23 protein-coding genes are annotated in these 22,684 nt (G+C 60.0%); 16 read left to right on the top strand and 7 right to left on the bottom strand.

Annotated elements, in window-relative coordinates; genetic code table 11:
* Positions 1–3: 3 nt before the first annotated feature.
* The 3 genes from coaBC to ACR0ER_RS08825 all read right to left on the bottom strand — a co-directional run bounded on the left by coaBC (position 4) and on the right by ACR0ER_RS08825 (position 2,954).
* The gene (coaBC, locus tag ACR0ER_RS08835) at positions 4–1,200 is read right to left on the bottom strand and encodes a bifunctional phosphopantothenoylcysteine decarboxylase/phosphopantothenate--cysteine ligase CoaBC (RefSeq protein ID WP_480768596.1); all 1,197 of its coding nucleotides are present in this window, start codon (positions 1,198–1,200) and stop codon (positions 4–6) included.
* A 63-nt stretch (positions 1,201–1,263) separates the two neighbouring features.
* Positions 1,264–2,079, bottom strand: a complete 816-nt coding sequence (locus ACR0ER_RS08830; RefSeq protein ID WP_480768595.1) for a ChaN family lipoprotein — start codon at positions 2,077–2,079, stop codon at positions 1,264–1,266.
* Entirely contained in the window at positions 2,076–2,954 is an 879-nt protein-coding gene (locus tag ACR0ER_RS08825; protein WP_170333444.1) for an RNA polymerase factor sigma-32, read from the bottom strand. Before ACR0ER_RS08825 ends, ACR0ER_RS08830 begins: the two co-directional genes overlap by 4 nt.
* A 100-nt stretch (positions 2,955–3,054) precedes the next feature.
* Between ACR0ER_RS08825 and cobU the strand changes: the two genes are divergently transcribed.
* From cobU to ACR0ER_RS08805, 4 genes are read left to right on the top strand one after another with little or no spacing between them, the layout of a single operon-like run.
* Positions 3,055–3,576, top strand: coding sequence for a bifunctional adenosylcobinamide kinase/adenosylcobinamide-phosphate guanylyltransferase (cobU, locus tag ACR0ER_RS08820; RefSeq protein WP_480768594.1), 522 nt, complete (start codon positions 3,055–3,057; stop codon positions 3,574–3,576).
* Complete coding sequence (locus ACR0ER_RS08815; protein ID WP_480768593.1) at positions 3,573–4,151, top strand: histidine phosphatase family protein; 579 nt, start codon at positions 3,573–3,575, stop codon at positions 4,149–4,151. The genes cobU and ACR0ER_RS08815 overlap by 4 nt, the downstream gene beginning before the upstream one ends.
* Positions 4,152–4,209: 58 nt before the next feature.
* Positions 4,210–5,094, top strand: coding sequence for a glutathione S-transferase N-terminal domain-containing protein (locus tag ACR0ER_RS08810; RefSeq protein WP_480768592.1), 885 nt, complete (start codon positions 4,210–4,212; stop codon positions 5,092–5,094).
* A gap of 45 nt (positions 5,095–5,139) precedes the next feature.
* A complete protein-coding gene (locus ACR0ER_RS08805; RefSeq protein ID WP_480768591.1) occupies positions 5,140–6,651 on the top strand; it encodes a YifB family Mg chelatase-like AAA ATPase in 1,512 nt (503 codons plus the stop codon).
* Here the strand turns inward: ACR0ER_RS08805 and gshB are convergent.
* From gshB to rsmI, 3 genes are read right to left on the bottom strand one after another with little or no spacing between them, the layout of a single operon-like run.
* Complete coding sequence (gene gshB / locus ACR0ER_RS08800) at positions 6,648–7,580, bottom strand: glutathione synthase (RefSeq protein WP_480768590.1); 933 nt, start codon at positions 7,578–7,580, stop codon at positions 6,648–6,650. The two genes, ACR0ER_RS08805 and gshB, sit on opposite strands and share 4 nt — an antisense overlap.
* Positions 7,581–7,640: 60 nt before the next feature.
* A complete protein-coding gene (locus tag ACR0ER_RS08795; RefSeq protein ID WP_480768589.1) occupies positions 7,641–8,012 on the bottom strand; it encodes a YraN family protein in 372 nt (123 codons plus the stop codon).
* Position 8,013: 1 nt separating this feature from the next.
* Positions 8,014–8,871: a 16S rRNA (cytidine(1402)-2'-O)-methyltransferase gene (gene rsmI / locus ACR0ER_RS08790; protein WP_480768588.1), complete on the bottom strand. Its 858-nt coding sequence runs from the start codon at positions 8,869–8,871 to the stop codon at positions 8,014–8,016.
* An 88-nt stretch (positions 8,872–8,959) separates the two neighbouring features.
* Between rsmI and ACR0ER_RS08785 the strand changes: the two genes are divergently transcribed.
* Genes ACR0ER_RS08785 through murJ form a run of 3 tightly spaced genes read left to right on the top strand, consistent with a single transcriptional unit; the run spans position 8,960 to position 14,449 of the window.
* The gene (locus tag ACR0ER_RS08785) at positions 8,960–10,132 is read left to right on the top strand and encodes a penicillin-binding protein activator (RefSeq protein WP_480768587.1); all 1,173 of its coding nucleotides are present in this window, start codon (positions 8,960–8,962) and stop codon (positions 10,130–10,132) included.
* Complete coding sequence (locus ACR0ER_RS08780) at positions 10,092–12,911, top strand: [protein-PII] uridylyltransferase (protein ID WP_480768586.1); 2,820 nt, start codon at positions 10,092–10,094, stop codon at positions 12,909–12,911. The genes ACR0ER_RS08785 and ACR0ER_RS08780 overlap by 41 nt, the downstream gene beginning before the upstream one ends.
* The gene (gene murJ / locus ACR0ER_RS08775; protein WP_480768585.1) at positions 12,908–14,449 is read left to right on the top strand and encodes a murein biosynthesis integral membrane protein MurJ; all 1,542 of its coding nucleotides are present in this window, start codon (positions 12,908–12,910) and stop codon (positions 14,447–14,449) included. Before ACR0ER_RS08780 ends, murJ begins: the two co-directional genes overlap by 4 nt.
* Here murJ and ACR0ER_RS08770 read toward each other — a convergent pair whose 3' ends face one another.
* Positions 14,450–15,136 carry a rhomboid family intramembrane serine protease gene (locus tag ACR0ER_RS08770; RefSeq protein WP_480768584.1) on the bottom strand — a complete coding sequence of 229 codons (687 nt, stop codon included), beginning with the start codon at positions 15,134–15,136 and terminating at the stop codon, positions 14,450–14,452.
* Between the two features lie 86 nt (positions 15,137–15,222).
* On the opposite strand from ACR0ER_RS08770, the gene trpS reads away from it, so the two are divergent.
* The 9 genes from trpS to ACR0ER_RS08725 all read left to right on the top strand — a co-directional run bounded on the left by trpS (position 15,223) and on the right by ACR0ER_RS08725 (position 22,684).
* Positions 15,223–16,251, top strand: coding sequence for a tryptophan--tRNA ligase (gene trpS, locus ACR0ER_RS08765; RefSeq protein ID WP_480768583.1), 1,029 nt, complete (start codon positions 15,223–15,225; stop codon positions 16,249–16,251).
* A gap of 59 nt (positions 16,252–16,310) precedes the next feature.
* Positions 16,311–17,174, top strand: coding sequence for a branched-chain amino acid aminotransferase (locus tag ACR0ER_RS08760; RefSeq protein WP_480768582.1), 864 nt, complete (start codon positions 16,311–16,313; stop codon positions 17,172–17,174).
* 61 nt (positions 17,175–17,235) lie between these two features.
* On the top strand, positions 17,236–17,691 hold the full coding sequence (locus ACR0ER_RS08755; RefSeq protein WP_170333417.1) for a universal stress protein: 456 nt from the start codon (positions 17,236–17,238) through the stop codon (positions 17,689–17,691).
* Between the two features lie 9 nt (positions 17,692–17,700).
* Complete coding sequence (locus tag ACR0ER_RS08750; protein ID WP_480768581.1) at positions 17,701–18,294, top strand: DsbA family protein; 594 nt, start codon at positions 17,701–17,703, stop codon at positions 18,292–18,294.
* Between the two features lie 69 nt (positions 18,295–18,363).
* Entirely contained in the window at positions 18,364–18,927 is a 564-nt protein-coding gene (locus ACR0ER_RS08745; protein ID WP_480768580.1) for a NifU family protein, read from the top strand.
* Positions 18,917–19,501, top strand: a complete 585-nt coding sequence (gene tsaB / locus ACR0ER_RS08740; RefSeq protein ID WP_480768579.1) for a tRNA (adenosine(37)-N6)-threonylcarbamoyltransferase complex dimerization subunit type 1 TsaB — start codon at positions 18,917–18,919, stop codon at positions 19,499–19,501. The genes ACR0ER_RS08745 and tsaB overlap by 11 nt, the downstream gene beginning before the upstream one ends.
* Positions 19,498–19,911: a GNAT family N-acetyltransferase gene (locus tag ACR0ER_RS08735; protein ID WP_480768578.1), complete on the top strand. Its 414-nt coding sequence runs from the start codon at positions 19,498–19,500 to the stop codon at positions 19,909–19,911. The genes tsaB and ACR0ER_RS08735 overlap by 4 nt, the downstream gene beginning before the upstream one ends.
* 159 nt (positions 19,912–20,070) lie before the next feature.
* On the top strand, positions 20,071–21,069 hold the full coding sequence (locus ACR0ER_RS08730; protein WP_480768577.1) for a BMP family lipoprotein: 999 nt from the start codon (positions 20,071–20,073) through the stop codon (positions 21,067–21,069).
* Between the two features lie 85 nt (positions 21,070–21,154).
* Positions 21,155–22,684: an ABC transporter ATP-binding protein gene (locus ACR0ER_RS08725; protein ID WP_480768576.1), complete on the top strand. Its 1,530-nt coding sequence runs from the start codon at positions 21,155–21,157 to the stop codon at positions 22,682–22,684.

Here is a 22,684-nt window from a genome sequence, read left to right as displayed (position 1 = left end):
TTTTTAGCTGCTCAGCGTGTCGGCGATCTTACGCGCCAAACGCTTGGCCACTTCGTCCTTGCCCATGCGCGGCCATTCCTCGGCACCGGCGTCCGAGATCAGGATCACCGCATTCTGGGATCCGCCCATGATCCCGGTTGCTGGACTGACATCATTGGCCACGATCCAGTCGCAGCCCTTGCGCCCCCGTTTGGCAGTGGCGTGTTCGATCACATTATCCGTCTCGGCCGCGAATCCGACGACCAACGCAGGGCGACCTTTTTCCATATGCGAGACACGTTTCAGGATGTCGGGGTTTTCGGCGAACTCAAGCACCGGCAGACCATCGCGGCTTTTCTTCAGTTTCTTGTCCGAGGCGCTGGAAACGCGCCAATCCGCAACCGCTGCCGCAAACACACCCGCATCAACGGGCAGCGCAGCGTCCACCGCGTCGGACATCTGTTGGGCAGTTTCAACCGTCACAACCTGCACCCCGTCGGGCGGCGGCACATCTGCGGGGCCAGTTACAAACACCACCTCGGCCCCCAACGTGGCCAGTGCCCGCGCCACTGCGGCGCCCTGCGCCCCTGAGGACCGATTGGCGATATAGCGTACCGGGTCGATGGGTTCATGCGTCGGCCCCGAGGTCACAAGCACACGTTTGCCATTCAGCGGGCCATCACCCAGCTCCGCCTCGATCGCGGCGACGATCTCAAGCGGTTCCGACATGCGTCCAGGACCGTATTCACCGCAGGCCATATCGCCCTCGTTCGGGCCAACAAAACGGACGCCATCCGCTTGCAACTGTGTCAGGTTACGCTGCGTGGCAGGGTGCTCCCACATCCGTACGTTCATCGCAGGGGCACACAGGACAGGCGTGTCGGTCGCCATCAGCAGGGTCGAGGCCAGATCATTGGCCAGACCCCCTGCCATCTTGCCCATCAAGTCAGCCGTCGCCGGGGCCACGACGATCAAATCGGCCGAGCGCGACAATTGAATATGCCCCATCTCTGCCTCATCCGTCAGGTCAAACAGATCGCGGTACACCTTTTCTCCGGCCAAAGCAGACACCGACAGGGGTGTCACGAATTCCTCGGCCGCACGAGTCAATACGGGCGTCACAGAGGCACCACGTTCTCGCAAACGCCGGATCAGGTCCAGCGATTTATACGCCGCGATCCCACCGCCGATGATCAGCAGAATGCGTTTCGATGCCAGCATGTTGAGCCCTTCCCGTCCCGGTCGGCCCCGACATTAGGCAAGCAGACCGGACAGTTCCAGCGGTTAATTAGATGTCTTAAACGCCAAGCAGGGATCTTCGCGTTCGATACTCGGACTGTCGATGACAGCGTCAAACTCTCCGTTCACCAAGCCATCCTCGGACTGCCCCAGTACAAACACTTTCAAGCCCGGACGCATCCGAGACAGAAATGTTGGAATGCCCCGATCCTTTCGCGCGTGGCCATTGCCCGTAATCACTGCAACCGGTCCGCCAGTTTCATCGGTGGCCCGCAGGATGGCACGGGTCAAAACCGCATCGCGCAGCCGTTGAATCGCCACCAGTTGCGGCAAGGCACTTTTCGGGATCGCATCGCAATGGGCGGCCAGTTGATCAGCCTCACGCGCGGCTTGCTCGTCAGCCGGTAAAGGAACGGTCAGACCATAGCGTGCCGCATCGGCGCCCAAGGCAGTCGCTGCGCCCCGCTCCATTGCGGCACGGGCTGCGGTACGCGGGACCATGGCACCATAAACCGGCGCGTCCGAGGCCTGAAACACCGGATAATACATGCTGAGCGGCGGCCAGCCGGATTCAATCCAATCCAGTATGCGCGCCAGCTCATCGGGATCGGATACAGCCTTGTCTGCAAGACGCTGCGCACTTTCTTCGGTCACCATCTCCCAGACAACGGCTGATGGTTTTATGGCCTTCAATGCCTCGGCCTGAATGACGTGGTGCTGCGGGTTGTCATGGATCTCACCCAGAATGACCACGTCTGCCGAGGTCATCGCAGCAAGGACGTCATCGGGGATAAGGTCTTCGGCATGGCCGGGCTGGGCCATAACCACTAGTGCACAAAGCAGAATCGCAAGCTGTCTCATGCGATGAAGTGTTGCACCTCGCGCGATTGAGCTTCAAGGTTCTTGCGCATTTTAACGAACGCCGCCGCCTCAAGCTGCCGCACACGCTCTTTGGACAGCCCAAGTTCCTGCCCAAGGCTTTCCAGCGTGCGTGACGGTTCACGCAGTTTACGTTCACGCACGATGAACCTTTCGCGGTCGTTCAAAGCCTGCATGGCCGTCACCAGCCATTCGCGCAACTGTTCGGTGTCATGGCTGTTTTCGACCGTCTCAGCGGCCTGCGCGCGTTCATCTTCCAACGCGTCAATCCACTCGCGCCCGTCCTCATCGGCCGACTGCACCGCGTTCAATGAGAAATCAGAGCCGGACAGCCGCCCTTCCATCATCTCGACATCACGCAGGGGCACACCAATCTCGGCAGCAATCATCTGGTGCAGTTGATGGCGATCCAAATCCATCCCCTCGGTCGCGGCTTCGCGTTCAAGACGCGCCTGAACCCGGCGCATGTTGAAAAACAGGGATTTCTGCGAGGAGGTCGACCCGGTTCGCACCATTGACCAATTGCGCATCACATAGTCCTGAATGCTCGCCTTAATCCACCAAACCGCATAGGTCGAAAATCGCACGCCTCGGTCGGGGTCGAACTTGTCAGCAGCCTTCATTAGGCCCAGACCGGCCTCCTGAATCAGATCGTTCATTGGCGCGCCATAGCGTTTGAATTTGGCCGCCATCGAAATCGCCAGCCGCATATAGGCTGTGATCAACCGGTGCAGCGCCTGTTCGTCACGCTCATCGCGCCAGGCGTAAGCCAGTTTCAGTTCGGTCTCCGCGTCCAGCAGTTCGGCCTTCATCGCTTGCCGGGACATCGAAAAATCGTTCGCATTGTCCAGTGCCATAGAAATCTCCCCTTTTCACAGGCGCGGGCCGGACTTGCTTTGCCGACCTAGGGTCGATACGCAGAACAAAGCCGGGTGGATCACATGAAAGGTAATCACAGTGTATCCTGATTTAACCTTTGTGTTGGGCGGCGCAGCCTCTGGCAAGTCGGCCTTTGCCGAGCAACTTGTTGTTTCATCTGAAAAAAATCGAATTTATCTTGCCACATCACAAGTGTTTGATGACGAGATGCGTGATAAGGTTCAACGCCACATCGTCCAGCGAGGCGAAGGTTGGGAAACTGTTGAGGCCCCCTTTGATCTGGGGCCTGCGCTGGCCGACCTGACGCCAGACCATATCTGTCTGATCGACTGCGCAACCATGTGGCTGACCAATCACCTGCTGGCCGAGAAGGATCTGGAACAGGCGCAGTCCGCACTGTTGCAGGCGCTTAAATGCTGCCGTGCCCCGATTGTCATTGTCTCGAACGAGGTCGGCCACGGCATCGTGCCCGACAATGCCCTGTCCCGCCGGTTCCGCGAGGCGCAGGGGCGACTGAATATCGGCCTGGCAGCGCAGGCCGATCTGGCCGTGCAGGTCACCGCCGGACTTCCGCTGGTTCTAAAGGGTCAATTGCCATGACCCGCCTGCATCTTGTCCGTCACGGCCCAACCCATGCGAAAACCATGGTCGGCTGGTCCGACATCCCTGCTGACCTCAGCGATCAGGCGGCCATTGCGCGGTTGCATGATCACCTGCCAGACGGTGCTCTGATTGTTTCGTCCGACCTTTCCCGTGCCGCCGACACCGCCTCGGCCATTCAGGGGACGCGTCAGCGCCTGCCGCATCACCGCGACCTGCGCGAGATACATTTCGGCACATGGGAATTGCGCGGGTTCAAAGACATTGAAGCCGAAGACCCCGACCTCGCCTTTGCCTATTGGGACAATCCCGGCGATGTGCGCCCGCCCGACGGCGAAAGCTGGAACGAAGTGCGCGCCCGTGTCGATGCCGTGATCGACCGCCTCATCACGGACCATACCGGGCGCGATCTGGTCATCGTCGCCCATTTCGGCGTGATCCTGACGCAGGTCCAGCGCGCCCTCGACATCGACGCACAAGAGGCGTTCAGCCACCGGATCGACAACCTCTCGGTCACCGACATTACCCATCACGGCGATCGCTGGTCGGTAGGGCGGATCAATCACCTCCCGTGATCATATCCCGCACAAATCACTGATTTACGGATCGGTTCTACCGCGCCATCGTTACACCATGACCTATGATTTGTTTATCGGAGACCGCCTGTTTTCCAGCTGGTCCATGCGCGGCTGGCTGATGCTGGAAAAGTTTGGCCTGCCTTATCGAAGCCATATGATCGGCCTCTATTCCGGCACTATGGCCGAGGATATGAGCGCCCTTGCCCCCGCGCGCCTCGTGCCCGCCTTGCGCCTGCCGGACGGCACGGTCGTTGGCGAAAGCCTCGCCATGGCCGAGACCTTGGCTGAGCGTCACCCCGAGGCCGGATTGTGGCCGAAGGATCCCGCTGCACGCGCCACCGCCCGGTGGCTCTGCGCCGAGATGGTCGCCGGGTTCAACGCCTTGCGCGGGGAATGCCCGATGCAATTGAAACACTGCTGGCAAGGGTTTGACCCGTCGCCCGAGACGCTGGCTGATCTGATCCGTATCGAAACGCTCTGGGCCCATGCCCGCGCGGTATCCGGTGCAGAAAGTGGCCCGCTCTTCGGTTATTATTCCTCGGCGGATGTGTTCTATACGCCTGTGGCCGCGCGGATCATCGGGTATGGTTTGCCGGTTTCCGATGCCAACCGCGCCTATTGTGTTGAGCTGCTGGCGGACACGCCGGTTCGGCAATGGCGCGCGATGGGGCTGACCGTGACCTATGATCCCTTTCCCTATGCGCTGGACCTGCCATCGCAGCCGTGGCCAATCGGCGAGCCTTCGGACGCACACCCTGTCGAAGACGGCTCCTCGCTCAACGCCAAATGCCCCTATTCCGGCAAACCGGTCACTCATTTTCTGGAACTAAATGGGCAGCATTGGGGGTTCTGCAACGCGTTCTGCCGTGACAAAACCGTCGCAGACCCGGGGGCATGGCCGAAATTCACCGCAATGGTGAGCGCCGTTAACGATTCTTAAACCGCGACCATGGCAGCAACGACCTGTTAACCAAAAAGGTCGTTCATGGTCGCCCGTTCTCATACCGTTGCTTTCCAAGGGGTCGATGCCCGCCCGGTCGAGGTGCAATGCGCCGTCTCGCCGGGTCTGCCCGCCTTTTCCATCGTCGGCTTGCCCGACAAGGCGGTGTCCGAGGCCCGCGATCGCGTTCGTAGCGCACTGAGTTCGATGGCCATCGCCCTGCCATCGAAACGGATCACCATCAACCTGTCCCCTGCCGACCTGCCAAAAGAGGGCAGCCATTTCGACCTGCCCATCGCGGTGGCACTGCTGTCGGCGTTAGAGATCATTCCGCCCGACGCCGCCGAAGGCGCTGTTTCGCTGGGTGAACTGTCACTGGACGGCTCATTGGTGCCGGTTGTCGGTGCCCTGCCCGCCGCCATGACCGCAGCCGCCGAGGATCGCACGTTGCTCTGCCCCCGCGCCTCCAGTGCCGAGGCCGCATGGGTCGATGCCACTCAGGTGATCGGGGCCGGGTCACTGGGCGATGTGGTGCGCCATTTCTCGGGCCAGTCTCCCCTACCAGCCGCCCAACCGGGCGAGGTGAGTCTTGCGCCCAGCGCCCGCGATCTGCGCGATGTGAAGGGACAGGAACGGGCCAAACGTGCTTTGGAAATTGCTGCCGCAGGACGTCACCATCTGATCATGATTGGCACGCCCGGCTCAGGTAAATCCATGCTAGCCGCGCGCCTGCCCGGTATTCTACCACCGCTGACCCCGATCGAGGCTTTGGAAACCTCGATGGTCCAATCGCTGTGTGGATTGCTAGACGAAGGTGGCATCAGCCGAACCCGCCCATTTCGCGAACCACACCATACGGCTTCGATGGCGGCTATCGTCGGTGGAGGCAAAGGCGCCAAGCCGGGTGAGATTTCGCTGGCCCATAATGGTGTTCTTTTCATGGACGAGTTCCCCGAATTCCCGCGCACCGTACTGGAAACCCTGCGCCAACCGATTGAGACCGGAGAGGTCATGGTCGCCCGCGCCAATGCTCATGTGAAATACCCCTGCCGATTCATGCTGGTGGCCGCCGCCAACCCCTGCAAATGCGGTTACCTGACCGATCCCGCCCGTGCCTGCTCGCGCGCACCTGTGTGCGGTGAAGATTATCTAGGGCGGATTTCCGGCCCGTTGATGGATCGTTTCGATCTGCGGATTGAGGTCCCGCCGGTGGGCTTTACAGACCTCGATCTGCCACCCTCGGGCGACAGCTCGGCCACGGTTGCGGCGCGCGTTGAGGCAGCTCGCGAAATTCAGACAGACCGTTTTAATGGTACGTCCACCCGACAAAACGCAGATGTCGAAGGCACGATGCTGGAAGAAATCGCGGCTCCGGATGCTGAGGGAAAGGAGCTGCTGCTAAAAGCCGCCGAGCGTTTCGGCCTGTCCGCCCGCGCTTTTCACCGCATTCTGCGCGTAGCCCGAACGATTGCCGATCTGGAGGGTGCACCGGATGTCCGACGCCCGCATGTGGCCGAGGCGCTGAGTTTTCGCATCAGCGCCAAGGTCGCGGCCTAAAGCTTGGCCTCAATCGCTTGCCAAATCTTTTCGGCGATATTCACGCCGTCGAACCGCTCCAGCTCCTGAATGCCTGTGGGTGAGGTCACGTTGATCTCGGTCAGGTAATCGCCGATCACATCAATCCCCACGAAGACCTGGCCTTTTTCCTTCAGCAGAGGGCCAATCGCGGCACAAATTTCAAGATCACGCTCTGACAGGCCGATCTTTTCGGGGCGGCCGCCCACATGCATGTTCGAGCGGGTTTCACCCTTTGCCGGAACGCGGTTGATCGCGCCGACCGGTTCGCCATCCACCAGAATCACCCGTTTGTCGCCATTACTGACATCGGGCAGGAATTTCTGCACAATCAGCGGCTCGCGTGAGAAACCGGTGAACAGCTCATGCAGAGAAGTCAGGTTGCGGTCATTTGCGTCCAGCCGGAATACCCCCGCACCGCCATTGCCATAGAGCGGTTTCAGGATGACATCGCCATGCTTTTCCTTGAACGCCTTGATTGTCTTAAGGTCGCGCGCAATCGTTGTCGGAGGCGTCAGGTCGGGGAAGTCCAGAACCAGCAGTTTCTCGGGGTAGTTGCGCACCCAAAACGGATCGTTGACCACCAGCGCCTGCCCTTTCAGACGGTCCAGCAGGTGGGTCGATGTGATGTAATGCATGTCGAACGGAGGATCCTGACGCAGCCAGATCACGTCGAACTCAGCCAGATCAACCTCGCGCTCTGGCCCCAGCTCTGCCGGGTTACCTGCCACGCGCTGAACCTTCATGTCATGACCGCGGGCGGTGATGCGCCGTTCCTGATAGGCCAGTTGGTCAGGTCCGTAGAAAAACAGCGTGTGCCCGCGCGCCTGCGCTTCTTCGGCCAAGCGGAATGAGCTGTCTGCATTGATATCCACGGCCCCGATCGGGTCCATCTGAAAGGCGATTTTCATGGCGTGTCCCTCAGTTTCACGCCAGATACATGGCCCAGCGGGGCCATGGGTTCAATGGGGTCAGGCCTGACCAAAGGCGTTTTCGATGATTTGAACAGCCCCCGAGGCATCCACCAAGGCGGCATCAAACCGGGCGTTGGTCAGTTGTCCGCCGGGTTCGGTTTCCAGAAACTGGGCAGCAGAGGCGTAAATTCGGTCCATCTGGCGGCGGCTGATCCGCACCGCGGCCAAGTCGAAACTGGTGCTTTTCTTGACCTCGATGAAAACGATACCATCCGCGTTGCGGGCGATCAGGTCGATCTCGCCCCCGGCCCCGCGCCAGCGACGATGCGCGATTGAGAACCCGCGCCGCTCGTAGTCGGATGCCACCTGCTGCTCGGCCGCCTGTCCGGCGTGATAGGAAACCGAACTTCGGACAGATCGCGCGGTCATGTCATCCCTTTCCCAGTTTCAGGGCCTTCTGATAGATCGGACGGCGCGGCAGCTTGTACATTTCTGACACTAAATCCGCCGCATCCCGCACCGAATGCGTTTCCAAAGCCCGTTTCAGAGCCTCTTCTACATCGGACTCGTTAACAGTTTCCGAATGACCACGATCCACAAGCAAGACGATTTCACCTTTGACCGTCTGCCCTTGCAATTCTGCCGCGAGGTCGCCCAGAGGTCCACGCCGGACCTCTTCGAACTTTTTGGTCAACTCGCGACACATCGCGGCGGGGCGGTTTTCCCCCAACACCTCGGCCAGATCCGACAGGCAGGCGGCCACACGTTTCGGCGATTCGTAGAATACCAGCGTGCCGGGCACATCCCGCAATGCCTCAATTCGCGACCGACGCGCACCGGACGCATTGGGCAGAAAGCCGGCGAAAAAGAACGCATCCGTCGGCAGACCCGCCAAAGTCAGAGCCATCAAAGCCGCCGACGGCCCCGGCGCGCAGGTCACCACATGCCCGGCCTCGGCGGCCTGCCTTCCCAGATCGTATCCAGGGTCAGCGATCAGAGGCATTCCCGCTTCGGACGCGTAGGCAACCGATTTTCCCTCAGCCAAAGCATCCAGAATCTTTCCGCGTGCACCCGCGCCACTGTGATCGTGATAGGCCAGAATGCGCCGCCCTTCGAGAGGAACACCGTGAATCTCCATCAACCGGCGCAGGCTTCGAGTATCCTCGGCGGCGATCACGTCCGCCGATGCCAGCACGTCCAGCGCCCTGAGCGTAATATCGCGGGCCGTTCCAATCGGAGTGGCAACAAAATACAGGCCGGCGCCCAATCTGACTTTTTGGAAATTCAAAGCTGGACCCTCACAGCGTGACGTTTATTATCGCGGCGCAATAGATAGGTGGCACCCCAAGCCGCCGGGACAGGGAGTTTTCATTCAGATGTTTACCGTTTGCAAGCCCGTTCGCAAGCTGGCGCGTACCGCCGCCGTGCTGGCAACCGCCGCCTTTCTGACCGCGTGTGAAACCACAGGTATCGGAGGAGGGCCGTCGATTGACACATCCGAACCCGTCCCTGTTGCCCTTCTGGTACCTGCAGGATCGGGACAGGCTGGCGACGCAGCACTGGCGCGCAGCCTTGAAAACGCGGCTCGTCTGGCGATGGCCGATCTGCAGAATGTCAAAATCGATCTGCGTGTCTATGATACGCGCGGCAGCTCGAATACAGCGGCCGAAGTTGCGCAACGCGCGGTTGCCGATGGGGCAAAGATCATTCTGGGACCAGTCTATGCGCAAGCGGCGAATTCTGCTGGCCTTGCAGTGTTGAACAACAACGTCAACGTTCTGTCCTTTTCAAACAACACAAGCATTGCAGGCGGCAATGTGTTCGTGCTTGGCCCGACCTTTGACAACACGGCCAATCGACTGGTCAGCTTTGCCGGGTCGCAGGGCAAGAACAATATGGTCATAGTCCACAGCAACGATAGTGCGGGGCAATTGGGTCAGACCGCCATTGCAAATGCGCTGAGCAGCAGCCGGGTGAACAACGCTGGCTCGATCGGCTATGATCGATCGCAGCAAGGTGTCATCAACTCTGTACCAAATGTCAAAGCGACCGTAGACGCCTCAGGCGCTGATTCCCTGTTCCTGACAGCGACCACAGCAGGAGCGCTACCGCTTTTCACTCAATTGCTGCCCGAAGCGGGTGTTTCCCCGGCGAATACCCAGTATATCGGCCTGACGCGCTGGGACATCCCACCGCAAACACTAGACTTGCCGGGTGTACAGGGTGGCTGGTTCGCGTTGCCTGATCCATCCAAGGCGCAGGCCTATCGCCAGCGATACAACAACACCTATGGCGAGGCTCCACATCCAATCAGCGGCTTGGCTTATGACGGTATAGCAGCTATCGCTGCGCTGGTTGGTCAGGGAAAATCCAACGCGCTGACCGCCTCGGCGCTGACACAGAACGCCGGTTTCCAGGGCGTCGGTGGCATCTTCCGCCTGCGTCCGAACGGTACGAATGAACGTGGTCTGGCTGTGGCCACGATCCAGAATAAACAGGTAGTAGTGATTGACCCTGCCCCACAAAGCTTCTCAGGCGCCGGTTTCTGATCAAGCGGTGCTGACGCTCACCCCGAAGGGTGAGCTGATTTGCCCGGCCGATGAAATATTCGACAGCGCCGCCGTCATGGCACAGCTATCGGAAGCCTTCGACAATACTTCGGAAAATAGCGCGCGGCGGAATGAGACCGTGCGCATTCTGCGTGATGCTCAGAAGGCTGGGCGGCAGGCCATTGCCGATGCTTTTTCCAAACGCCCCTTTGATGCGCGGCCACTGACCCATTCTTATACCTATCTTACCGACGGGTTGGTCTGTGCTGCCATGAAAGTCTCGAGCGTGTATCTGCACCCGTTGGCGACGCCGACGCAGGGTGAGAAAATGGCGGTGATGGCAGTTGGAGGCTACGGGCGGGGAGAGATGGCCCCGTCATCGGATGTCGATCTGCTGTTCCTGACACCCTACAAGATCACCGCCTGGGCCGAGAGCGTGATCGAATCCATGCTCTACATCCTGTGGGATCTGCGGCTGAAGGTCGGGCATTCGTCGCGCACCATCAAAGACTGCCTGCGTCTCGGGGCCGAGGATTTCACTATCCGCACCGCCATGCTGGAACAGCGTTATCTGGCGGGGGACAAAGACCTTGGAGCTGAACTGGAAACCCGCCTGAAAGCCGACCTGTTCAAGGGCAGCGAGCGGCAATTCATCGAAGCCAAGCTGCAGGAACGCGACGAACGACACAAAAAGCAAGGCCAGCGCTATATGGTCGAGCCCAACGTCAAGGAGGGCAAGGGCGGGCTGCGCGATCTGCAATCACTCTACTGGATCGCAAAATATACCTATGGTGTTCAGGATGTGGCCGAACTGGTACCTTTGGGTCTCTTCACACCTGAGGAATTCGAGACCTTCGTCAAGGCCGAGGACTTTATTTGGGCCGTCCGCTCTCATCTACATCTGGTCACCGGCCGCGCGACCGAACAACTGACCTTTGATATGCAGGTCGAGGTCGCCTCTCGCATGGGCTATGAGGACCGAGCGGGGCGCCGTGCCGTCGAAGTGTTCATGCAGCGCTATTTCCGCGAAGCCACGCGCGTGGGTGAACTGACACGCATCTTCCTGACCAAGCTGGAAGCGACTCATATCAAGAGCGCCCCCTTGCTGGAGCGCATCTTTCGTCGCCGCCCGCGTGTCAAAGCAGGCTATGCCGTCGTGCATGGTCGTCTGGACGTCGCCAACTCCGATACATTTCTGACTGACAAGCTGAACATGCTGCGCCTGTTTGAAGAGGGCCTGCGGACGGGTATGTTGATCCACCCGGATGCGATGCGATTGGTCAGCGCTAACCTTCATCTGATCGACGAAGAGATGCGCGAAGACAAAGAAGCGCAGCGCATCTTCCTTGATCTGATGCTGAAGCACGGCAACCCCGAGCGTGCCCTGCGCCGAATGAATGAACTGGGTGTTCTGTCTGCCTTTCTGCCTGAATTCGAACACATCGTGGCGATGATGCAGTTCAACATGTATCACAGCTATACGGTCGATGAGCACACCATCCAGTGTATCGCCAACCTTGCCCAGATCGAACGCGGAGAGTTGGTGGAATCACTGCCGCTGGCCTCGTCGATTCTCGAGGGCGGGGTTAACCGCAAAGTTCTCTATGTCGCGTTGCTGCTGCATGACATCGCTAAAGGACGACCTGAGGATCACTCGATACTCGGTGCGCAAATTGCACGTAAGGTTGCTCCGCGTTTGGGTTTGAATAAGGCGGATTCGGAAACTGTGGAATGGCTGGTACGGTATCACTTGCTGATGTCGGATATGGCGCAGAAACGAGACATCTCGGACCCGCGCACCGTGCGCGATTTCGCCAAGGCGGTGAAAACGGTCAAACGGTTGGACCTGCTGACGGTGCTGACGGTCTGCGACATTCGTGGCGTTGGGCCGGACACGTGGAATAACTGGAAGGCCACTCTGCTGCGGGCCCTGCACGCCGAAACCAAGCGCGCGCTGGAAACCGGGATGGAGGACCTCAATCGCGCCAACCGCGGCACCGAGGCCAAAAAGGCCCTGCGGGCCGAACTGGCGGATTGGTCCAAGGCGGACCTCAAGGCCGAGACCGGACGTCATTACCCGCCCTATTGGCAGGGTTTGAACCTGTCGACCCATGTGGAATTTGCTGAGATGCTGCGCGCACTGGAACACAGCGGCGACCCTGGTGAGATGGAAATCCGCCTGCATCCCGACGAGGACCGCGACGCCACCCGCGCCTGTTTTGCGATGGGCGACCACCCGGGGATTTTTGCGCGGATCGCAGGGGCTCTGGCGCTGGTCGGAGCCAACGTGGTGGATGCGCGCAGTTACACCACCAAGGATGGCTACGTGACTGATGCGTTCTGGATTCAGGACGCCGAAGGCCACCCGTTCGAGGCCAGTCGCCTGCCGCGCCTGACCCAGATGATCCACAAGACGCTGAAAGGCGAAGTTGTCGCCCGCGAAGCGCTGAAATCGCGCGACAAGATCAAGAAGCGCGAGCGCGCCTTCAACGTGCCGACCCATATCACCTTCGACAATGACGGATCCGAGATTTACACGATCATCGAGGTCGATACCCGCGACCGCCCCGGGCTGCTCTATGACCTGACCCGCACGCTGGCTGCGGCAAATGTCTATATCGCGAACGCGGTGATCGCGACATATGGCGAGCAGGTGGTGGACACGTTCTACGTCAAGGACATGTTCGGGCTGAAATACCATTCGGACAGCAAGCAACGCACGCTTGAAGGCAAGCTGCGCAAAGCCATCACCGAAGGCGCCGAGCGCGCGGCCTCATGAAGCAGATCCGGCTGTTTTCAGGCCTGTTTACGGTCGGGTTCTGGACTCTGGCCAGTCGTATTCTGGGTTTCCTACGGGAAATCCTGTTGACCGCCTATATCGGGCCAGGGCCGGTGATGGATGCCTTTGTCGCCGCCTTCCGCCTGCCCAACATGTTCCGTCGCTTCTTTGCCGAAGGCGCGTTCAACGCGGCCTTTGTGCCGATGTTTTCCAAGCGCTTAGAAGGTGGGGAAAACGCCGAGGGCTTTGCTCAGGACGCGTTCAACCTGCTGGCCGTGGCGGTTCTTGCGCTGGTCGGGCTGGCGATGGTGTTCATGCCCGCTCTGGTCTGGATCACAGCCGAGGGGTTCCATGGCGACGAACGGTTCGATCTGGCCGTTGATTACGGGTACGTGGTCTTCCCCTACATCCTGTTCATGTCATTGGCAGCGTTGTTTTCGGGCGTTCTGAACGCCACTGGACGCTTTGCAGCCGCAGCCGCAGCCCCTGTATTACTGAATATTTTTGCCTGCACCGCCCTGATCGCCGCGGCAATCATGGGCGGCGAGGTTATCCGCTGGCTGATCACCGTCATCCCGCTGGCCGGCGTCGCGCAACTAGCGCTGGTCTGGATCGCCACTGAGCGTGCCGGTATTCGCATCCGTCCCGGACTGCCGAAACTCAGCCCCAAGATGCGACATATGGTCCGCATCGCCGTACCGGCGGCTTTGGCCATGGGCGTCACGCAGGTCAATCTGGTGGTGGGGCAGCTTGTGGCTTCGAAAACCGAAAAGGCCGTCAGCTGGCTGTTTGCGGCGGATCGGTTGTATCAATTGCCTCTAGGCGTGGTGGGCATCGCCGTCGGCATCGTGCTGCTGCCCGACCTGTCGCGGCGGCTGCGAGCCGGAGACAAAGACGGCGCTCGCAACGCCTTTTCCCGGGCCGGTGAATTCACCCTGCTGCTGACCATCCCCTCGACCGTGGCCTTTGTGGTTTTGCCCAACCCGATTGTCTCGGTCCTGTTCGAGCGTGGCCAGTTCAGCGCCGAAGACACTGCGGCCACGGCGCTGGCAGTGGCCATCTATGGTATCGGCCTACCCGCCTTTATGCTGCAAAAACTGCTGCAACCGCTCTATTTTGCGCGCGAGGATACGCGGTCCCCTTTTCACTATGCCATTGTCGCAATGATCGTGAATGCCGTGCTTGCCTTTGGCCTGTATCCGCTGGTGGGCTGGATTGCCCCCGCCATAGCGGCCTCGGCCGCCGGATGGGCGATGGTTGGGTTGTTGGCCTTAGGTGCACGTCGCATGGGCGAAGAGGCCCGGTTCGACGCCCGGTTTAAGCGGCGGGCGTGGCGCGTCGTTGCAGCCTCGTTGGGGATGGGCGCTGTGCTGTTTGCCGCTATTCACCTGTTTGGCTGGACCTTCGACCTACCCGGCTGGCGGTACTTGGCGCTGATCATTCTGATCAAAGTTGCCGCCGCTTCCTATTTCTTTCTCGGCCATCTGTTCGGTGCTTTTGAAGTCTCCGAGTTCAAAAAGGCTCTGCGCCGGTCGTGATCAGTCGCGGCGGATACGCCGCACAATCCGCGCCCAGCCACCAGGGGCCAGAAAGAAGGACAGGCCGAACCCGGTGGCAAACCCGCCCAGATCGGCCACCCAGTCCGAGGTGCCACCGAACAGCAGACCAAAGACCAGTTGGATGCCCATCAGGGCTGCGATCAGGCCAAAGGCGCGGTGCTGGTTTTCGCCAACCAAAGACAGTTTGCGCCACAGCAGCCATGTAAAGGCGCCGATCAGGCCATAGACCGGGGGAAACCCTCCGACCAGCGGATAGCTGGGATCCAACAGCAGGGCATAGGCCAGCGCGCCACCCAAACCGGACAGCACAAAGACCACCAGCATCTGGAACCCGCCAAAGACCTCGGCCACCATCTTACCCATGGCCAGCAGGAAAACGCAGACAAAGACCGCCTGCGTGAAGCTGCCCGATACGAACGGGTAGGTCACGAAACGGATCACATGTTCAAACGGCCAACGCCCGTTTTCGACCATCCAGTCGAAGATGTCGGGCGAGAAAGAATAGCTTTGCAGCGCATCCAACCGCCAACCCACTGCCGACGGCCCGCCAACCAGACCGCGTGCACCAAGCGTGAAGGCCAGTTCGACCCCCATGATGAACAGCACCAAAGCCACCACAACCGGCGGCAGGGGGTTCACTGCGGGTGTATAATTCTCACTGCTCATTGGGCTGGCCTTTCGCGGCTGTTGACGTCCCTTGGCCTCATGGGTAAGCGACGGGGGCTTATTTTTCCAGACGGGAGTTCCCTTCGATGACCGAAACCAAGTTCACGCCGCGCGTGTTTTCCGGCATCCAGCCTTCGGGAAACCTGCACCTTGGCAACTATCTAGGTGCGCTCAAGCGGTTCGTGGATATGCAGCAGCCCGAGATGGAGACCATCTATTGCATGGTTGATCTGCACGCGATCACCGTCTGGCAGGACCCCAAGGAACTGGCGCACTCAACCCGTGAACTCTGCGCGGGCTTCATCGCTGCCGGGCTCGATCCGGAAAAGTCGATCCTGTTCAACCAAAGCCAGGTGCCCGAGCACGCGCAACTGGCGTGGATCTTCAACTGCGTCGCCCGCATGGGCTGGATGCAACGGATGACCCAGTGGAAGGACAAGGCGGGCAAGAACCAACAGAACGCCTCGCTGGGCCTGTTTGCTTACCCTTCGCTGATGGCCGCCGACATTCTGACTTATCACGCGACCCATGTGCCGGTAGGCGACGATCAGAAACAGCATCTGGAACTGACCCGCGACATCGCGATCAAGTTCAACCATGACTATGGCGTCGATTTCTTCCCGATCACCGAACCGGTGATCGAAGGGGCCGCGACCCGCGTCATGAGCCTGCGCGACGGGTCTAAAAAGATGTCCAAATCCGACCCGTCGGATATGAGCCGCATCAACATGACCGACGACGCCGATACGATCGCCAAGAAAATCCGCAAGGCCAAGACAGACCCGGATGCCCTGCCTTCGGAAATCGATGGCCTTTCAGAGCGCCCCGAGGCGCGCAATCTGGTGAACATCTATGCCGCGCTCAGCGATCTGACGCCCGAGCAGGTTCTGGCCGAAATGGGCGGCAAGCAGTTTGGTGAGTTCAAACCGATGCTGGCCGAACTTGCGGTTGCGAAACTGGCGCCGATCTCGTCCGAAATGGCCCGCCTAATGGGGGAAGAGGCCGAGATTGACCAGATTCTGGCCAAAGGTGCCGAGAAAGCACGAGCAATTGCTGCCCCGATCCTGCAGCACACCTACGAAATCGTAGGTATGGTAGGGGCAAAACAGGGCTGATTGCTCTGGACCTTGCCTTAACGTCTTCCTAGGTTTGCGCAAAAGCTTGGGAGGGCGTCATGGCAGTCGGCAAGAATATCCGCACCTACTTCGAAGGTCAGTGGCATGACGGGAATGCCCCGATCATGCGGGCGGCTGACCACGGCGCATGGCTGGGATCGTCGGTCTTTGACGGCGCGCGTTACTTTGACGGCGTTGCCCCGGATCTTGAGGCGCACTGCGCCCGCGTGAACCGATCCGCCGAAGCGCTGATGTTGACGCCCTCGGTGACGACTGAACAGATGGTCGAGATCATCCGCGAAGGGCTGGAAGCCTTCGGCCCGGAATCTGCTGTTTATATCCGCCCAATGTATTGGGGCATCGATGGCGACGCGACAGCCATCATCCCGCAGGAAAACAGCACCGGCTTTGCGATCTGTCTGGAGGAGATTCCGATGGCCCCCGAAACAGCCTCGGCTACGCTGGGATATACGCGGTTCCGCCGCCCGGTTCTGGAATCCTCGGTCGTAAACGCCAAGGCCGGGTGCCTTTACCCCAATAACGCGCGGATGCTGCAAGAGGCGCGCTCCAACGGTTTTTCCAATGCGCTGGTTGCCGACGCTCTGGGCCATGTAGCCGAGACCGCAACCGCCAATATCTTCATGGTCCGGGATGGTGAAGTCTTCACCCCCACTCCCAACGGCACCTTTCTGGCCGGAATCACCCGCGCCCGCCATATCAAGAACCTGCGCGCGGACGGCGTGACCGTTCACGAAGCCATCCTCAGCTTTGAGGATTTCCACAAGGCGGATGAGGTCTTCATGACCGGCAACATGAGTAAGATCACCCCGGTCACCGCGATCCTAGACACCCAATATCAGGTCGGCCCCATCGCCCGCCGTGCGCGCGAGATGTATTGGGACTGGGCGGCAAGCACGCGCTAGGCTCTGGTTGCCAGCACGCAATAGGTCGGGCATGATCGCCTGAAACAACTGAGGACACTTTATGCGCAAATTCCTGGTCGTTCTGGATGACAGTCGCGAATGCCTGAACGCGATGCGCTTTGCCGCCATGCGTGCCGCCCATACCGGGGGCGGCGTGACCATCCTGTCGGTCATCCCACCGGATGAGTTTAATCACTGGATCGGGGTGGCCGAAACGATGCGCGAAGAGTCGCGCGAACGTATTCACGCTCATTATGAAGTGTTCGCCAAATGGATGCGCGACAAACAGGGCGTGGACCCAGAACTGGCGATCCGCGAAGGCGACCCGGTTCCTCAAATCATCGAACACGTTCAATCCGACCCGGAAATCGGGGTGCTTGTGCTGGGCGCGGGTGTCGAGAAGAAAGGCCCCGGCCCGCTGGTGACGCAGCTGACCAAGAATTCGGGCAGCCTGCCGATCCCGATCACCATTGTTCCCGGCGACCTGAGCAAAGAAAAGCTGGAAGAGATCACCTGAGGCCCACCCATGTCGCGCAGCATCCAGTTCTGGTTCGAATTCGCCTCGACCTATTCCTATCTCAGCGCAGTGCGGATCGAGGATTTGGCAGCCCAGCACGGCGTCGCGGTTGAATGGCACCCCTTTCTGCTGGGTCCCATTTTCGCCGCACAGGGATGGGACAATTCGCCGTTCAACATCTACCCCGCCAAGGGGCGCTATATGTGGCGCGACATGGAGCGGCTGTCGGCCCGGCGCGGCCTGCCGTTCTCCCGGCCCGACCCATTTCCGCAAAACGGCCTAAAGGCCGCGCGGCTTGTGTTGTCGATCGACGCCCAGCCGCAAAGGGCTGCGTTTGTCCGCGCCGTTTATGCTGCGGAGTTTGTCGATGGGCTGAACATCTCGGACGATGATGTGCTGGTTGATTGCCTGTCGCAGGCCAGCCTGCCTGCCGAAACGCTGGCCCGCTGTCAGGACCGGGAGATCAAGGCGGCGCTGGTTGAACAGACGAAAACGGCCCAGACCAAGGGTATTTTCGGGGCACCGAGCTTTCTGGTGGGGGATGAACTGTTCTGGGGCGATGACCGGCTGGATGAGGCCATGCATCTGGCGGGTGAAATTTAGAACGGTTCCAAATCTTGACTTCCCCGGCCCGGACCCGCATATCAGTCAGAACTGAAACGGAGCCGCGACATGTTCATCCAGACCGAATCCACGCCGAACCCCGCAACGCTGAAATTCTTGCCCGGCCAGATCGTTCTGGAGGCCGGAACCGCAGACTTCCCTTCGGCGGAAGCCGGGGAAAGATCGCCCCTGGCCAAACGCATCTTTGCAGTCAGCGGTGTGACTGGCGTGTTTCTGGGCAATGACTTTGTGACCGTGACCAAATCGGACGACGTTCAGTGGGATCACATCAAGCCCGCCATTCTGGGTGCGGTGATGGAGCATTTCCAATCTGGTCAGCCGGTGCTGGGCTTGGATGCACAGCCCGCTTCGGGTCACGCGGAACATACCGGTGAAGACGCGGAAATCGTCAATCAGATCAAAGACCTGCTGGACAGCCGCGTGCGTCCGGCGGTGGCTCAGGATGGGGGTGACATCACCTTTCACGGATTTGAACGCGGTGTTGTTTACCTGCACATGCAGGGCGCCTGCGCGGGCTGCCCGTCCTCGACCCTGACGCTGAAAATGGGGATCGAAAACCTGCTGCGCCACTACATCCCAGAGGTAACCGAGGTGCGCCCCGTTGCCGTCTGATCCGCTGATTCTGGCGTTTGATACATCGGCCGCGCATTGCGCGGCCGCTTTGTTGCGGGGTGACAGCATCCTCGTCTCTCGCACCGAACCCATGACACGCGGTCAGGCCGAGCGGTTGATGCCGCTGTTGGAAGAGGTTCTGGCCGAAGCAGGCAGCACATGGCGAGACCTGACGGCCATCGGTGTCGGGATCGGTCCGGGGAATTTCACCGGCATCCGCATCTCGGTCTCTGCTGCACGAGGACTGGCGCTGGGGCTTGGAATTCCGGCCGTGGGCGTTTCGGGCTTCGACGCATTGGCTGAGGTCGGAGATGGCCTGCCCGCAATCCGCGCCCCACGCGAACAGGTCTATATCGCGCTGCCCGGGCAAGGCCCGGAGTTGATGGCGCAGGAGAAGGCAGAATCACTCGGACCCCTGACCCTGAATGATGACGCAGACGCGCAGGTGCAGGCCATAGCCCGGCTGGCGGCGCAAAATTGGCAGAGCGTCACCTCGCCCCCCGCCCCGCTTTACGTACGGCCAGCGGATGCGGCGCCGTCAAAAGACACGCCTCCGGTTTTGCTGGACGGATGATTCCGCAGGAGTTGGCCCATACCCACGCGGCGGCCTTTACCCAGTCGCGCCCCTGGACGGACCGGGAGTTCGCCGGTCTGCTGGACAACGGGTTCACTCATATCGTTGGAACTGCTGAGTCTTTTGCCCTGTTCCAGGTCATCGCTGATGAGGCCGAGTTGTTGACGATTGCCACACATCCCAGCCACCAACGGCAGGGTCTGGCACTGAAGTTCATGCACGAATGGCACGCGAAAGCCCGAAAATTAGGCGCGACTCGCGCCTTTCTGGACGTTGCGGCAGACAACCACCCCGCCATCGCGCTCTATAACCGCTGCGGATACACGAAATGCGGCCTGCGCAAGGACTACTATCTGCGCGAAAACGCTGAAAAAATCGACGCAATTGTCATGGAATGTGACCTGACCTGAGGGGCAACAATCGGTTTTTTCGACCAGCTGGTCAAAAATCAGTTGACCCGGCCTGTTGCAAACGCCCTTAATTCCCGCCATCACAACAGTTATGCTCGCTCACAGTGGGTAAACGGGACTATCTTGGCCCCAACCGACAATAACCAACGGGAGTATGAAATGACCCTGATGAAATCCTTGATGGGCGCTGCCGCCGCCGTCGCGCTGACTGCTGGTGCGGCTCTGGCCGAACCGGCCCTGATCTTTGACCTGGGCGGCAAGTTCGACAAGTCGTTCAACGAGGCCGCGCATAACGGCGCGTCACGTTGGGCCGAAGAAACCGGCGGCACCTACCGTGAGATCGAACTGCAGTCCGAAGCCCAGCGCGAGCAGGCCCTGCGCCGCTTTGCCGAAGCTGGCCTGAGCCCGATCATCACCATGGGTTTCGCAATGGCCGATCCGCTCAGCACGGTTGTCGGTGATTACCCCGACACGAAATTTGTCGTCGTTGACGTGAACTGGCTGGACGCTCCAAACCTGCGTCAGGTTGGCTTTGCCGAGCATGAAGGTTCGTATCTGGTTGGCATGATGGCCGCCATGGCCTCGGAATCCGGCACCATCGGTTTCATCGGCGGTATGGACGTTCCGCTGATCCGCCATTTCGGCTGCGGCTACGCGCAAGGTGCGAAAGCTGTGAACCCGGATATCAACGTAGTTGCAAACATGACCGGCACAACCCCAGCGGCTTGGAATGACCCGGTGAAAGGCTCCGAGCTGACCAAGGCGCAAATCAGTCAGGGCGCCGACGTGGTCTATGCTGCCGCTGGCGGCACCGGCGTTGGTGTTCTGCAAACCGCAGCAGACGAAGGCATCCTGTCGATCGGCGTGGACAGCAACCAGAACCACCTGCACCCGGGCAAGGTTCTGACCTCGATGCTGAAGCGTGTTGACGTCGCCGTTTACGACGCGATGAACTCAGGCGACAATCTGGAAACCGGTGTCTTCGCCATGGGTCTGGCCGAAGAAGGTGTTGGCGTCGCAATGGACGAAAACAACGCTGAACTGGTCTCGGATGAGATGAAAGCAGCCGTTGAAAAAGCCCGTCAGGACATCATCGACGGCAATGTCAGCGTTGTCAGCTATTACGAGAACGACAGCTGCCCGGCACTGCAGTTCTGATATCGCGCGGGGCGGGGGTTTAACCTCCGCCTCGCATCCACTCTGCCGCGATCCGCGCGGCCCTTCGGCAATCTGAGGACAAGACATGACCGTCCCCGCCATTGAGCTCAAAGGGATTTCCAAAGCCTTTGGGCCGGTTCAGGCCAACAAAGACATTTCCATCAGCGTCGCCCCCGGCACGATCCACGGGATCATCGGTGAAAACGGTGCGGGCAAATCCACGCTGATGAGCATTCTCTACGGTTTTTACAAAGCCGATAAGGGTGAGATTTGGATCAACGGCACCAAGACCGACATTCCTGACAGTCAGGCGGCGATTGCGGCCGGCATCGGGATGGTGTTCCAGCATTTCAAACTGGTTGAGAATTTCACCGTTCTGGAAAACATCGTTCTGGGCGCCGAGGATGGCGGGCTGCTGGCCCCGTCTCTGGCCAAGGCCCGCAAAGAGTTGAAAGAACTGGAAGAAGAATACGAACTGTTCGTTGACCCCGACAAACGCATCGACGAGATCGGCGTAGGGATGCAGCAGCGGGTCGAGATCCTGAAGGCGCTGTACCGCAAGGCCGAGATTCTGATCCTCGATGAACCCACCGGCGTTCTGACACCGGCCGAGGCGGATCAGCTTTTCCGCATCCTCGACCGTCTGCGGGCCGAAGGGAAAACGATCATCGTGATTACGCATAAACTGCGCGAGATCATGGAAAACACCGACACTGTTTCTGTGATGCGGCGCGGTCAGATGACGGCGACGGTGAAAACCGCCGAGACCAGCCCCGAGGAACTGGCTGAGCTGATGGTCGGTCGCAAGGTACTGCTGCAGGTCGACAAGGTGCCTGCGAAGCCCGGCAAACCCATTCTTGAGGTCGAAAACCTGCGCGTTTTCGATTCCGCAGGCGTTGAGCGGGTCAAAGGTATCGACCTGACCGTACGAGCCGGGGAAATCGTCGGGATTGCCGGTGTTGCGGGTAATGGTCAATCGGAACTGCTGGAAGTTCTGGGCGGAATGCGCCCGGGTCAGGGCGCGATCAAGCTGAACGGCGCGCCTCTGGCGCTGAGCGGCGCGGGCTCAGACGGACAGGCCCGTCGTGCGCAGCACATTGCCCACGTCCCGGAAGACCGCCAGCGCGAAGGTCTGATCATGGATTTCCACGCGTGGGAAAACGTGGCCTTCGGCTATCACCGCGACCCGGCTTATCAGCGCGGTATCTTCATGGACAACGCCGCCCTGCGTGCCGACACCGAAGCCAAGATCGAGAAATTCGACGTGCGCCCGCCCAATGGTTGGCTCACCGCCAAAAGCTTCTCGGGCGGGAACCAGCAGAAGATCGTCGTCGCGAGAGAGATCGAGAGGAACCCCGACCTGTTGCTGGTCGGTCAGCCAACCCGTGGTGTGGATATCGGCGCGATCGAGTTCATTCACAAACAGATCGTCGCTCTGCGCGATCAGGGAAAGGCGATCCTGCTGGTCTCGGTCGAGTTGGAAGAAATCTTCTCGTTGTCTGATCGGATCGCGGTGATGTTTGACGGACATATCATGGGCGAGCGTCTGCCCCATGAGACTGATGAAAAAGAACTGGGCCTGCTGATGGCCGGTGTTGCGGGAGAGGCCGCGTAA

The organism is Ruegeria sp. CH8 (assembly GCF_056536985.1).
The sequence above is the reverse complement of the archived record's forward strand: the minus strand, read 5'-3'. Positions and strand labels throughout refer to the sequence as shown.